Source organism: Curtobacterium sp. MCSS17_016, assembly GCF_003234255.2.
In the GTDB taxonomy this organism is placed as follows: domain Bacteria; phylum Actinomycetota; class Actinomycetes; order Actinomycetales; family Microbacteriaceae; genus Curtobacterium; species Curtobacterium flaccumfaciens.
In genome coordinates, this window is record NZ_CP126254.1 from 139,859 (window position 1) to 152,988 (window position 13,130).

The 13,130-nt window shown below is 72.2% G+C and carries 13 protein-coding genes; 6 read left to right on the forward strand and 7 right to left on the reverse strand.

The features are described from left to right. Positions 1–87: 87 nt before the first annotated feature. The 3 genes from DEJ19_RS00665 to hemL are packed head-to-tail and all read left to right on the forward strand — an operon-like array spanning position 88 to position 3,049. Positions 88–669, forward strand: a complete 582-nt coding sequence (locus tag DEJ19_RS00665; protein WP_258370482.1) for a uroporphyrinogen-III synthase — start codon at positions 88–90, stop codon at positions 667–669. Then, the gene (hemB, locus tag DEJ19_RS00670) at positions 666–1,721 is read left to right on the forward strand and encodes a porphobilinogen synthase (protein ID WP_258371260.1); all 1,056 of its coding nucleotides are present in this window, start codon (positions 666–668) and stop codon (positions 1,719–1,721) included. Before DEJ19_RS00665 ends, hemB begins: the two co-directional genes overlap by 4 nt. Next, positions 1,718–3,049: a glutamate-1-semialdehyde 2,1-aminomutase gene (hemL, locus tag DEJ19_RS00675; protein WP_111089266.1), complete on the forward strand. Its 1,332-nt coding sequence runs from the start codon at positions 1,718–1,720 to the stop codon at positions 3,047–3,049. The genes hemB and hemL overlap by 4 nt, the downstream gene beginning before the upstream one ends. 13 nt (positions 3,050–3,062) lie before the next feature. Here hemL and DEJ19_RS00680 read toward each other — a convergent pair whose 3' ends face one another. The 6 genes from DEJ19_RS00680 to DEJ19_RS00705 form a co-directional block, all read right to left on the reverse strand. After that, a complete protein-coding gene (locus DEJ19_RS00680; RefSeq protein ID WP_111095576.1) occupies positions 3,063–3,728 on the reverse strand; it encodes a hypothetical protein in 666 nt (221 codons plus the stop codon). 99 nt (positions 3,729–3,827) lie between these two features. Beyond that, the gene (locus DEJ19_RS00685) at positions 3,828–4,625 is read right to left on the reverse strand and encodes an ABC transporter ATP-binding protein (protein ID WP_110863595.1); all 798 of its coding nucleotides are present in this window, start codon (positions 4,623–4,625) and stop codon (positions 3,828–3,830) included. Then, positions 4,622–5,944, reverse strand: coding sequence for a GntR family transcriptional regulator (locus DEJ19_RS00690; protein ID WP_111232477.1), 1,323 nt, complete (start codon positions 5,942–5,944; stop codon positions 4,622–4,624). Before DEJ19_RS00690 ends, DEJ19_RS00685 begins: the two co-directional genes overlap by 4 nt. 3 nt (positions 5,945–5,947) lie before the next feature. Next, positions 5,948–6,616, reverse strand: coding sequence for a GntR family transcriptional regulator (locus DEJ19_RS00695; RefSeq protein WP_111095578.1), 669 nt, complete (start codon positions 6,614–6,616; stop codon positions 5,948–5,950). Between the two features lie 90 nt (positions 6,617–6,706). Beyond that, complete coding sequence (locus DEJ19_RS00700) at positions 6,707–7,684, reverse strand: MDR family oxidoreductase (protein WP_111232476.1); 978 nt, start codon at positions 7,682–7,684, stop codon at positions 6,707–6,709. 446 nt (positions 7,685–8,130) lie between these two features. Then, positions 8,131–9,159, reverse strand: coding sequence for a 6-phosphofructokinase (locus tag DEJ19_RS00705; protein ID WP_071404484.1), 1,029 nt, complete (start codon positions 9,157–9,159; stop codon positions 8,131–8,133). A 73-nt stretch (positions 9,160–9,232) separates the two neighbouring features. Here DEJ19_RS00705 and DEJ19_RS00710 point away from each other — a divergent pair, with 73 nt between their 5' ends. Together DEJ19_RS00710 and DEJ19_RS00715 are read left to right on the forward strand one after the other, a co-directional pair. After that, a complete protein-coding gene (locus DEJ19_RS00710; protein WP_111232475.1) occupies positions 9,233–10,198 on the forward strand; it encodes a DNA-3-methyladenine glycosylase family protein in 966 nt (321 codons plus the stop codon). A gap of 89 nt (positions 10,199–10,287) precedes the next feature. Further along, a complete protein-coding gene (locus DEJ19_RS00715) occupies positions 10,288–11,775 on the forward strand; it encodes a sugar porter family MFS transporter (RefSeq protein ID WP_111232474.1) in 1,488 nt (495 codons plus the stop codon). Positions 11,776–11,843: 68 nt separating this feature from the next. Here DEJ19_RS00715 and DEJ19_RS00720 read toward each other — a convergent pair whose 3' ends face one another. After that, positions 11,844–12,701 carry an NAD-dependent epimerase/dehydratase family protein gene (locus DEJ19_RS00720; protein WP_111232473.1) on the reverse strand — a complete coding sequence of 286 codons (858 nt, stop codon included), beginning with the start codon at positions 12,699–12,701 and terminating at the stop codon, positions 11,844–11,846. Between the two features lie 72 nt (positions 12,702–12,773). Between DEJ19_RS00720 and DEJ19_RS00725 the strand changes: the two genes are divergently transcribed. Then, positions 12,774–13,106, forward strand: a complete 333-nt coding sequence (locus tag DEJ19_RS00725; RefSeq protein ID WP_146250602.1) for a hypothetical protein — start codon at positions 12,774–12,776, stop codon at positions 13,104–13,106. Positions 13,107–13,130 lie beyond the last annotated feature (24 nt).

Sequence of the window (13,130 nt, forward strand, 5' to 3'; positions counted from 1 at the left end):
GCGCTCGACGCTGCGGTCCGCCGCCTGGTCGCCTCCGGTGCGGCCGGGAGGAACGGATCACCCGGTCCTGTTCGTGACAGAACCCCTGTGGCTGGTTACGCATGGGTGGTGGTGACCAGTGCGACGGCCGTGACGGTCCTGTCGGAACGCGTGGCGGGCCTCCCGGCCGGGGTGCGCGTCGCCGCGGTCGGCGAGCCGACCGCCCGTGCCGCGCGCGCTGCGGGCTGGGTCGTCGACCTGGTGCCGGACGAGACGTCGGCCGCCGGCCTGGTGCAGGAGTTGCCGGACACCGACGGCACCGTGCTGTTCCCCCGCTCCGAGATCGCGGCACCGACGCTCGTCGACGGCCTCCGTGCCCGCGGCATCGACGTGGACGACGTGGTCGCGTACCGTACCGTGGGGACCGGCGACGAGCCGATCACCCTCGAGACGGCGCCCGCTGCGGTGCTCGTGACGAGCGGCAGCGTCGCCCGCGAGATCGCCCGCCGGATGACCCCGCTCGACCCCCGCACCATCGTGGCCTGCATCGGCCCCGGGACCGCGACCGACGCCCGCGCGGCCGGACTGCCCGTGCACGCCGTCGGACGCACCCGGTCCGCAGAAGCCCTGCTCGACGCCGTCGTCGAGGCACTGAACCCAACCACCCCCCACCAGGAAGGTCACCCGTGACTGGACGCTTCCCCCAGGTCCGCCCCCGTCGGCTCCGCGCCACCCCCGCGATGCGACGACTCGTGGCCGAGACCCGGCTCCACCCTGCCGAGCTCGTGCTGCCGATGTTCATCCGCGAAGGCGCGACCGACGCCGTGGACATCTCGAGCATGCCGGGGGTGCAGCAGCACTCCCTCGACTCGTTCCGCCGCGCGCTCGTCGACGCCGCGTCGGTCGGTGTGGGTGGCGTGAACCTGTTCGGCGTGCCGACCACGAAGGACGCCACCGGCTCGGGCGCGACCGACCCGGACGGGATCCTCAACGTGGCGATCCGGGTCGCTCGGCAGGAGGTGGGGGATGCCCTCGTGGTGCAGTCCGACCTGTGCCTCGACGAGTTCACCGACCACGGACACTGCGGCGTGCTCGCCGCCGACGGCTCCGTCGACAACGACGCCACCCTGCTGCGCTACCGCGACATGGCGGTCGCACAGGCCGAGGCCGGTGCCGAGCTCGTCTGCATGAGCGGCATGATGGACGGCCAGATCGCCGCCGCACGTGACGCCCTCGACGGCGCGGGACACAGCGGCACCGCGCTGCTCGCCTACGCCGCCAAGTACGCCTCGGCGTTCTACGGTCCCTTCCGCGAGGCCGTGTCGTCGTCGCTCGTCGGCGACCGCCGGACCTACCAGATCGACGCCGCGAACGGCCGACAGGGGCTCCGCGAGGTCGAGCTCGACGTCGACGAGGGCGCCGACATCGTGATGGTGAAGCCCGCGATGAGCTACCTCGACGTGCTCGCCGAGACCGCTGCGACCTCGCCGGTCCCGGTCTGGGCGTACCAGATCTCCGGCGAGTACGCGATGATCACCGCAGCAGCGCAGAACGGGTGGATCGACCGCGACGCCGCCGCGATGGAGTCGCTCGTCGGCATCAAGCGCGCCGGTGCCGACGCGATCCTGACCTACTTCGCCGTCGACATCGCGCGGAAGCTCAACGAGGAAGCGGGCCTCCGCACCTCGGGCAGCACCGCGGACGTCGCCGGCATCGCCTCGACCGGGAAGGCCCCCGAATGACCACGAACGACCAGCTCTTCGGCCGTGCCAAGAACGCGATCCCGGGTGGCGTGAACTCCCCGGTCCGCGCCTACGGGTCGGTCGGCGGCACCCCGCGCTTCCTGGTGTCGGCGAAGGGCGCCTACGTCACCGACGCCGAGGGCCGCGAGTACGTCGACCTCGTCGCGTCGTGGGGCCCCGCGATCCTCGGGCACGCCCACCCCGGCACGGTCGAGGCCGTGCAGCAGGCCGCCGCGCGCGGACTGTCGTTCGGGGCGTCGACCCCGGGTGAGACCGAGCTGGCCGAACTCGTGAAGCAGCGGGTGTCGGTGGACGGCGACGGCCCCATCGAGAAGCTCCGGATGGTGTCGACCGGCACCGAGGCCACGATGACCGCGATCCGACTGGCCCGCGGCTACACCGGTCGCGACCTGCTCGTGAAGTTCGCCGGGCACTACCACGGGCACTCGGACTCCCTGCTGGCCGAGGCCGGCTCGGGCGTCGCGACCCTGGCCATGCCGGGCAGCGCGGGCATCACCGCCGAGACCGCCGCGCAGACCCTCGTGCTGCCGTACAACGACCTCGACGCCGTCCGCCGGGCCTTCGACGAGCACTCCGAGCGCATCGCCGCGGTCATCGTCGAGTCGGCCGCCGCGAACATGGGCGTCCTGGCACCGGAGCGCGGCTTCAACCGTGCACTGGCGCAGATCACCCGGTCGCACGGGGCGCTGCTCATCGTCGACGAGGTCCTGACCGGGTTCCGCGTCGGTGCTGCCGGCTGGTGGGGACTCGAGGCGTCCAAGGTCGTGCCGGACGGTGCCGGGTGGAAGCCCGACCTCATCACGTTCGGCAAGGTCATCGGCGGTGGCATGCCCCTCGCCGCACTCGGCGGTCGACGCGAGGTCATGGACTTCCTCGCCCCGCTCGGGCCGGTGTACCAGGCGGGCACGCTGTCGGGGAACCCGTTGGCCGTCGCCGCCGGCATCGCCACGCTGCGGGCCGCGACGCCGTCCGTGTACGAGTCGCTCAACCGCACGGCTGCGGTCATCTCCGCGGCCACGTCGGAGGCCCTGTCGGCCGAGGGCGTCGCCCACACCGTGCAGCGCGCCGGCAACCTGTTCTCGTTCGCGTTCACCGAGCAGGCACCGCGGAACTACGACGACGTGCGGGCGCAGGACGTGTTCCGCTACGCGCCCTTCTTCCACGCGATGCTCGACGCCGGGGTGACCCTGCCGCCGAGCGTCTTCGAGGCGTGGTTCGTCACGGCCGCACACGACGACCGCGCCGTCGGACGGATCCTCGACGCCCTGCCCGCGGCCGCGAAGGCTGCTGCCGCCGCGACCGCGTGACGGGCGTCGGGGCTCAGGAGCAGTCGGCCTTCGTGAAGGTCGTGTCGACGGTCTTCGACGAGCCCTCGAACTTGTAGGTGTACCGCATGTCGACGTCCTCGTCGAGGAGCTTCTTCGTCTCGCTGTTCGAGCAGAGGTTCGGCCCGACGGCGTCGCGGATGGCCCCCTCGGTGATCGAGGCCGGATCGACGTTCGACGACACCGTGTAGTCGTAGTGGATCGCGGCGCCCTCGGCCTCGATCCCGGTCCACGTCGTCACGGAGTCGACCTGCTTGGGCAGGTCGCTCTGCTCGCGGATCTGCTCGACGGCCTTCGAGACCTTCTCCTCCGTGGAGTCGCTGAAGGCTGCGTTCAGGCCCTGGCGGACGAGGAACGCCACCACCACGGCGACGACGACGCCGAGCACCGAGATCAGGACGCGCTTGCCTCGGGAGGACGACGACTTGGGCGGGGGTGCGTAGGGAGCGGCACCGGCGGGGGAAGCCTGGGCGTACGGCTGGCCGGCGGGCTGCTGCTGGGCGTACGGCTGACCGGCGGGCTGCTGCGGGTACTGCTGGTTCGCGCTGGGCTGCTGCTGGGGCTGGCCGGCGGGCTGCTGCGGGTACTGCTGGCCGGCGTCGGGCTGCCCGCCGTTCGGCTGCGGTTCGGACCCCGGGTAGGGCGGCGGCGTGTTCGTCATGGTTCCCCCTGGTGACGGTCCGCGGCGTGACACCGTGGTGCGGTGCCGGGTCCCTCCCCGACACGGGCCGCGGACACTGAACAGCCATTCAAGCACGCGTCAGGCGGATCGGCGCGCGGCCCAGCGCCCCTCTGCCCGCAGGATCGCGAGCGGGAAGTCGAACGCGTGCGACACCGCCGACGACGTGATGACCTCGTCCGAGGTGCCCTGGGCCACGACGGCGCCGTCGCGGAGCAGCATGGCGTGCGACGTCGAGGCCGGCAGGTCCTCCAGGTGGTGGGTCACCATGACACTGCCCAGCTCGGGGTGCCGGTGCCGCAGCGCGTCGACGGTCTCGAGCAGGTGCTCCCGTGCGGCGACGTCGAGACCGGTCGCCGGCTCGTCGAGCAGCAGCAACTGGGGTTCGGACATCAGGGCACGGGCGATGAGGGCGCGTCCCCGCTCACCCTGCGACAGCACCGGCCAGCGTGCGTCCCGTCGTGCCGTGAGTCCGACGTCGGCGATGTGCTGCTCGGCCAGGGCGACCTGCTCGCCCGAGGGCTCCCACCGCATCATGAGGTCCGTCGTGCCGGTCAGCCCGGTGAGCACGGTCTCGAGCACCGTGAGCGGTGACAGCATCCGGTGCCGGGGGTCGACGTGGCCGATGTGCTCCCGGAGTTCGCGGACGTCGATGCGCCCGAGCCGGCGGCCGAGGACCTCGACGGTGCCCGCGGTGGGGTGTCCGGTCGCGCCGAGGACGGCCAGCAGTGTGGACTTGCCCGCACCGTTCGGTCCGAGCAAGGCCCAGTGCTCCCCGCGCCGGACGGTCAGGTCGACGTCGTGCAGCAGGTCGCGGCCGGAGCGCGTGACGCGGACCCCGGTGGCGTGGATCAGGACGTCGTCGTGCGCGTCGGTCATGACCCCATCGTGCCCCACCGCGCCGTGACGTCGTCCACGTGCGCCCGTGCGACGTCGACGAACCGGCGGGCTGCGGCCCGTGCGGCGCTGACGTCTGCGCTGCCCGCGGCCGTGTCCAGCGCGAGCCAGAGCGCCTCGGCGTCCCACTGCCGGAACGTGGGGGCCTCGGGCAGCGCGTAGGCGAGCCGGGCCATCACCAGGCGCAGGGCTTCACGGGTCCAGCGGTTGCCGGACTGCTCGGACAGGAACCGGGTGACGGCGAACGCGCTCTCGGTGTACCGGTGGTCGCGCACCTGGCCGTCCTCGCGGGCCCGTGCCACGAGCTGGCGGAGCTCCTCGAGCGCGGGCCCACGGAGCCCGGGCAGGACGTGGACGGCGCCGTGGGTGAAGACCCCGGTGAGCAGCTCCATCGTGTCGCGCCAGGTCGCCAACGACGGCTCGACGACGCGGTGGCGTCCCCGGTCGTCCTCGAGGAGACCGAGGTCGTGCAGCCAGCGCAGCGCGCCGAGGACCTGCTCGGGCGGAGCCCCGGTCCGTGCCACCAGGTCGTCGATCGTGTGGGTGGACCCGAGCGTCAGCGCGCCGGATCGGACGTCGCGGAGCAGGGCGCGGTCGACCGGACCTGCGCGGTGTTCGGTGGTGTCGTCCGCCGGGCGGCTCGTCCGCGGGACCCCGACGTTCCGCCGGTGGACCTCGAACAGCTCGTCGATGACCTCTGCCGCCGCGGCCGCGTCGGCCGGATCGCGGGTGTCCACCGCGCGGGCGGTGGTGACGAACCAGGCGTGCACGTCGTGGACCGACCAGAGTTGGGTCGGGACGCGTGCCCACCGCATCCGCTCGAACGCGCGCAGGCCGAGGCTCCGCACCAAGGGGTTCGGGGAGTGCTCGAACCAGAACTGGCAGGCGGCGGCGAACGCCGTCGGGTACTCCGGCAACCGGAGCGCCGCGGTGGTGCGGGCTCGTGCGACTCGGCGGTCGAGATCGGCACGCAGCTCGGGGGTGAGCGCCGGGATCGTGGCACGGAGGGCCGGACCGATGAGCGTGACCCAGAAGTCCAGTGCGTCGGACAGGTCGGCGTCGGAGAGCTCCTCGTACTGCCACGTGCCGTCCGGCTGGTGGACCAGGATGCCGAGGTCCTCGAGCCGGGCCGCCGCCGCACGGACGTCACCACGCGGGGTGCCCCACTCCCAGCTCAGTGCGTCGAGGTCGACGGACACCGGTCCGCGGGGGCCGGTCCGGACGTGCGCGAGCAGGGACGCGTAGGCGTCGTCGTGCACGGCCGCCCAGGGATCGGCGTCACCCCACTCGCCGGCGACCACGGGTCAGCCGCGGTCGGCGCGGACCGCCTCGATGTGCTGTTCGAAGTTGCGGGTGAGGGCTCGTCCGGCCTCGGCGGCGCCTTCACCGTCGCGCTCGGTGAGCGCTTCGCGCAGGATCGAGAAGAAGGCCTCGGACCCGTACTGCTCGAACGGGGGCGTGGGGTTGAGCGTGAAGCGGACCCGCTCCATGGCGCCCACGGCCGCGTTCTGCACCAGGGGGTTGCCGGAGTGCTCGACGGCGAACTCGATGATCTCGGTGAGCGCGCCGCTGAATCCGTAGTCGCGCACCTTGCGCATGCGGTCGGCCTTGTCGAGCAGCGCGGTGAGGGCATCGACGTCCTCGTCGCTGTACTCGGGGACGCCCCAGCGCAGGCTGAGCTCGAAGAACCCGGCGGTCGCGCGGGTCGCGGTGACCCAGTCCTCGAAGGTCGGGGTGGCGACGCGGGTGTACCGGTTCGCCTCCATCTCGACCAGACCGATGTCGACGAGCTTCGCGATGGCCTCGCGGATCGGGGTGCGACTCACACCCAGCCACTGGACCAGCTCGTCGTCGTTCAGGCGCTCGCCGTGCTGCAGGGTTCCGTCACGCAGGGCCGCGAGCATCTTGTCGTAGACGACGTCGCGCAGGAGCTTCCGGGGAGAGCTCTCCACGGTGGACTTGGGGACCGGCATGTCATCTCCTCGAGGACGAAATCGACACTCGAAATCCTAGCGTGCCAATATGCAAACGTTTGCTAAATCAACCGCTGGGAGACAGCCGGATCAGCCCGCCACGGCGACGACCGTCCGGCCGTGCACCCGGCCCGCGACGACCTCGGCTCCCACCGCGATGGCCTGCTCGGGCGTGACCGTGCGGGTGACGTCGGCCAGGAGCGCCGCGTCGAGGTCGGTCGCGAGCCGGTCCCATGCTCGACGTCGGAGCTCGAGCGGGGCGTCGACCGAGTTGATCCCGAGCAGCGAGACCGACCGCAGGATGAACGGCAGCACGGTCGTCGGCAGTGCTGAGTCCTGCGCCAGCCCGCACGCCGTCACGGCACCACCCCACCGGGTCGAGGCCAGGACGTTCGCCAGCGTGGCCCCGCCGACGCTGTCCACCGCTCCGGCCCAGGTGGCGCGCTGCATCGGCTTGCCCGGCTCGGACAGGGTGCCGCGGTCGACCACCTCGGTCGCCCCGAGCCGGCGGAGGGAGTCCGTGTTCGCCGCGCGACCGGTCGACGCCGTGACCCGGTACCCGCGGGCCGCCAGCAGTGCGATCGCCACGGTGCCGACCCCGCCGGATGCCCCGGTCACGAGCACGGGGCCGTCCTCCGGCGCGACGAAGCGCTCCAATGCCAGCACACTGAGCATCGCCGTGAACCCCGCGGTGCCGATCGCGGCCGCGAACGAGTCGTCGATCGCCCCCGGCAGCACGACGAGCGACCCGGACGGCACCACCGCCTGCGTCGCCCAGCCACCGTGCCGGGATTCGCCCAGCCCGGCCCCGTTCAGCACCACCCGGTCGCCGATCGCGACCTCGTGGACGCCGGGGCCGAGCCCTGACACGGTGCCGACGACGTCGATCCCGGGCACGAGCGGGTCGAGCCGGGCGACGCCGGGGTTCCGCGCGAGGGCCAGGCCGTCCTTGTAGTTGACGCTCGAGTACGTGACGTCGACCAGGGCCTCGCCCTCGGCCGGATCCGGCAGGTCGACGTCGGTGACGGTGGGCGGGGCTGCACTGGACACGAGAACGGCGCGGGTCATGCGCCGGACGCTACCCCGGGCCTCCCGGCCTTCGGTCCGTTCTTTCCCAGAACGTGCGCGATGCCTGGTGGATTCGGGCGTACCGGGGCAGAACTACCGACCAGGTACGCCCGATTCGACCAGGTACGCCCGATCTGACCCGGCGCAGAGTCGGCGGGCGCCTCGGCATGCCCGTTCTTTCCCAGAACGTGCGCGATGCCTGGTGGATTCGGGCGTACCGGGGCAGAACTACCGACCAGGTATGCCCGATTCGACGAGGTACGCCCGATCTGACCCGGCGCAGAGTCGGCGGGCCCGTCGCTGTGCCCGTTCTTTCCCAGAACGTGCGCGATGCCTGGTGGGTTCGGGCATACCGGGCCAGAACAACCGACCAGGTACGCCCGATTCGACCAGGTACGCCCGAAACAGCCCCGCCGCCCCAGCCCGCGCAGCCCAGCCAGCCCCGCTCAGCCGAACATGATGGCGGCCTCGTCGAAGCGCGCCTGCGGCACCGTCTTGAGCTCGCCGAGCGCCTCCTCGAACGAGACGTGCTCGATCTCGGTGCCCCGGAGCGCCACCATCCGGCCCCAGCGCTCCTCGACGACCGAGTCGATCGCTGCCAGCCCGAGCCGGGTCGACAGCACCCGGTCGTACGCGGTCGGCGTACCACCGCGCTGGATGTGCCCCAGGGTCGTGGCCCGCGTCTCGATGCCCGTCATCTCCTCGATGAGCGGCGCGAGGCGCTCGCCGATGCCACCGAGTCGCGGCCGCCCGAAGGCGTCGAGCCCGCGCTCGGTGTGCGCCGTGTCCTCGTGGTCGGGGACGAAGCCCTCGGCCACCACCACGAGCGGTGCGCGACCGCGGTCGTAGGCGGCCCGCACCCACTTCGCGATCTGTTCCATGCTCGTCTTCTGCTCGGGGATGAGGATCGCGTGCGCGCCCGCGGCCATGCCGGAGTGCAGCGCGATCCAGCCCACGTGCCGGCCCATCACCTCGGCGACCATGCAGCGCGAGTGCGACTCGCCCGTGGTGCGCAGGCGGTCCATGGCCTCGGTCGCGATGGCGACGGCGGTGTCGAAGCCGAACGTGTAGTCGGTCGCGCCCAGGTCGTTGTCGACCGTCTTCGGCACGCCCACGATCTGCAGGCCGGCGTCGGTCAGGCGCTTCGCGGCGGCCAGGGTGCCCTCGCCGCCGATCGCCACGATCGCGTCGATCCCGTGCCGCTGCAGGGTCGCGGAGATGTTCTCGAACCCGCCGTTGGGGCCTTCGAACGGGTTCGTGCGGCTGGTGCCGAGGATCGTGCCGCCCTGCTTCGCGATGCCCTGGATGTCCTTGCGGCCGAGCGGGACGATGTCGCCGTCGACCACCCCGCGCCACCCGTCGCGGAAGCCGACGAAGTCGTGTCCGTAGATGGCGATGCCCTTCAGGACGATCGCGCGGATGACCGCGTTCAGGCCGGGGCAGTCGCCTCCGGAGGTGAGGATGCCGATGCGCATGGGAACTCCGTCGTCGGGTGGTGGGGATCAGTGCCCATCATGACTGACGGTGGTTCCGCATTACCATCCCCGTGTGTCCCTGCTCGCTTCCGCCGCCGTCGACGCCGCTGGTGCGTCCGGTGACGCGTCTCGCGTCGACACGGTGTACCGGCCTGGAGGCGCGGTGGACGTCGCGTCGACCCTGCGGCCCCTGCAGCGCGGCTCCGGCGACCCGGCCTTCCAGGTGGTCGGCGGCGTCGTGTGGCTCGCGCTGCGCACCCCATCCGGTCCCGCTTCCGTGGCGATCCGGCGGGCCGGCGACACCATCGCGGTGTCGGCGTGGGGAAGCGGAGCCCCGTGGGCGGTCGAGCACGCCCCCGATCTGCTCGGACGCGGCGACGACTGGTCGTCGTTCGACGTCTCCGGCAACGAGTTCCTCGCCGCGGCACGACACCGGCAGCCCGGGCTCCGGCTGCTCCGCACGAACACCGTCGTCGCGATGCTCGTCCCCGCGATCATGGAGCAGAAGGTGACCTCGCGCCAGGCGTGGGGCGCGTGGCGGTACCTGCTCCGTCGGCACGGCACCCCGGCGCCCGGTCCGGCACCCGCGGGCATGATGGTGCCGCCGGACGCTCGGACGTGGGCGCGGATCCCGAGCTGGGAGTGGCACCGGGCGGGCATCGAACCCGGGCGCTCGGCCACCGTCATGCGCGTCGTGAAGCTCGCGCCGGCACTCGAACGGACCCTGGCGCACGGGCGCGGTGGCGAGGTCGTCTCCACGAAGCTGCAGTCGATCCCCGGGGTCGGTCGGTGGACCGCCGCCGAGACCGCCCAACGCTCCCACGGCGACCCGGACTCGCCGAGCGTGGGGGACTTCCACGTGCCGGCGCTCGTCGGGTGGGCGCTCACCGGGGCCCCGGTCGACGACGACGGGATGCTCGAGCTGCTCGAACCCTGGCGCGGGCACCGGGAGCGTGTCGTGCGGTTGATCGGTGGTTCCGGGTTCCGGAAGCCGTCGTTCGGGCCGCGGATCACGATCCAGGACCACCGCGGCCACTGAGCGCGAGCGACGCTTCCTCAACGTCCGTTCGTGCTGGTCCGCCTACCGTGACCGCCGGTCCGGGGCGCGCCCGGCACGGAGAGGACGCGATGACGACCACCACCGACGAGGACGAGCACGACAAGGTGCCCGGCGTCCCCCCGGAGATCCCCGAGGACACCGGGTCGGCCGAGACGGCTCGCGTCACGAAGCGGCACGTCACCCGGGTCGCGTTCGTCGCGGCACTCGGCGGACTGCTCTACGGCTACGACACCGGTGTCATCTCCGGCACGCTCATCGAGATCGGCAAGGAGTTCTCGATCGGTTCCGCCGTCAAGGAGTTCATCACGGCGTCGATCCTGGTCGGCGCGATCCTCGGCGCACTCGTCACCGGCCCCATCTCGGCGAAGATCGGCCGGCGGCGCACCATCCTGCTCATCGCGGGCGTCTTCGGCCTGGGCGTGCTCTTCGCCGCGGTGTCGCCGAGTCCGGTGTTCCTGATCCTCAGCCGGCTGTTCCTCGGTCTGGCGGTGGGTGGTTCGACGCAGACGATCCCGACCTACATCGCCGAGATCGCCCCGGGCCCGCGCCGCGGCAGCCTGGTCACGGTGTTCAACTGCGCGATCGGCGTCGGCATCCTGTCCGCCGCCATCGTCGGGGTTGCCCTGAACGGCGTCGTGTCCTGGCGCTTCATGATCGGGGTCGCTGCCGCACCCGCCATCGTGCTGCTGCTCGGGATGCTCCGCCTGCCCGAGAGCCCGCGCTGGTTCGTGTCGCAGGACCGCATCGGTCCGGCTCGACGGGTGCTGCGCTGGCTGCGCCCGGACCACGATGCCGCCGAGGACGAGCTCGACGACATCCGCAAGCTCGACGATGCCGAACCGAGCGCCGGTTCCGGGCAGTGGGCCCAGCTGCGCAAGCCGTGGGTCCGGCCGGCCCTGATCGCGGGGCTCATCGTCGCCGCGTTCACGCAGCTGACCGGCCTCGAGATGATGATCTACTACACGCCGACGATCCTCACCGATGCCGGGTTCCCGCACGTCTACTCCCTGTGGGCGAACGTCGGCGTGGGCGTCGTCTACCTCGTGATGACGTTCGTCGGGTCGCGGTTGGTGGACCGGATCGGGCGTCGACGGCTGACCCTCGTGATGCTGCCGGGTGCCGCGGTGAGCATCGGCCTGTTCGGTGTGCTCTTCTACGCGCAGGACGGCAAGCCCTCACCGGTGCTCACGCTCGTGCTGATCCTGGCGTTCATGTTCTTCCAGGCCGGCGGCATCCAGGTCGTCGGGTGGCTCGTCGGTTCCGAGATGTACCCGCTGCGGATCCGGGCCGCCGCGACGAGCCTGCACGCGATGGTGCTCTGGGGCGCCAACCTGCTGGTGACCTCGACCGCGCTGACGCTGACCGGCTGGATCAGCCTGGGCGGCACGATGCTCGTCTACGCCGCGCTCAACGTGCTCGGGTGGGTCCTGGTGTTCCTGCGGGTGCCGGAGACGAAGGGCAAGTCCCTGGAACAGATCGAGCAGTCCCTGCGGGACGAGACGTTCCTGCCGCACCGAGGTGGACGCGAGCGTCACGCGGTGGACCGGACCGCCTGACGGACTGGAGGCCCGCGGTCGCGTCCGCCACGGGCCTCCCGGCCGTCAGGTGGCGGCTCCCGTGCGCGTCACGGGTGGCGGGTGCCCGCACCCGCCAGCACGGCGCGGTAGCCCTCGCGGAACGTCGGGTACCGGGGTGTCCATCCCGTCGACCGCAGGAGCGCGTTCGACAGGCGCTTGTCGCCGCCGGCCTGCCGCGCATCACCGTCGCCCGTCGACGGCTCGGCGACATGGAGTTCTTCGGCCAGGAACCGCAGCACGTCGTCCAGCCGGCTCGGCTCGTCGTCCGTCCCCAGGTAGAGCGGCGCCGGATCGGGCAGGGCCGCCAGGTGCACGAGCGCTGCGGCGGCGTCGTCGCGGTGGATGCGGTTCGTGTGCGGTGAGGTCCCCGGCGCCAGCCGTGCGGCACCGGACCGGACCTGGTCGATGAGCCGCTCGCGGCCCGGACCGTAGACGCCCGACAGCCGGACCAGCACGGCGCCGGGAGCGCGCTCGCGCAGCAGGACCTCGGCCTCGACCAGGACCTCGGCGGTCGGGGTCGCACCGCGCGCCGGGGTCTCCTCGGTGACCTCGCTGCCGTCCGAGACGTCGTACACGGCGGTCGAGGACACGACGAGCACCCGTGGGTCGGCGTCCGAGGCGTCGATGCCGTCGAGCACGTTGCGCAGGCCGTCGACGTAGGTGGCGCGGTACTCGTCGACGTCGCGGCTGCCCGCGGCGAAGGCCACGACGACGACGCTCGTGTCGGCGGGGATCTCGGGGACCTCGTGTCGCAGGTCGACGCTCCGGCCGGTGATCGGCGCGGGGACCAGCTCGGCGCGGCGGCGGAGTCCGATCACGTGGTGGCCCTGGTCGGCGAAGCGCAGGCCGGCTTCGGTCCCGAGGTCGCCGCATCCGGCGATGACGACTGTCGTGGAGTTCTGCACGGCTCGACCTTGGCACGGCCGGTTGGTGGTAGGCGGGGAAGCACGCACATCGCAGATCACTAGGGTCGGCGCATGGGGCGGCAGCGGCGACGGGTGGTGCGTGACGTGGCGATCGCCCTGCCCCCGGTCGTCGAGATCGTGCTCGTCGTCGCCGGCTCGATCGTCTCCGTCGGAGCCGTGGGGGAGAGCGCTGCGTCGTGGGCGCCGTTGTCGTGGCCGATGTACGCCGTCCTCGTGACGTTCCCGTTCGCGGTCGGCGCGCTCGTCGCGGCGGTGCGGCTCCGCGGACTCGAGGCCAGGACGCCGGCGATCTGCTTCGCTGCCCTGTCGGTGGCCGTGGGTGCCATCCCCTTCGTCGGGATGCTGAGCGTCTTCGTACAGTTCTGGAGCGTCTCGTCTAGATGAGAACGGTTATCGTCTAGACGACCG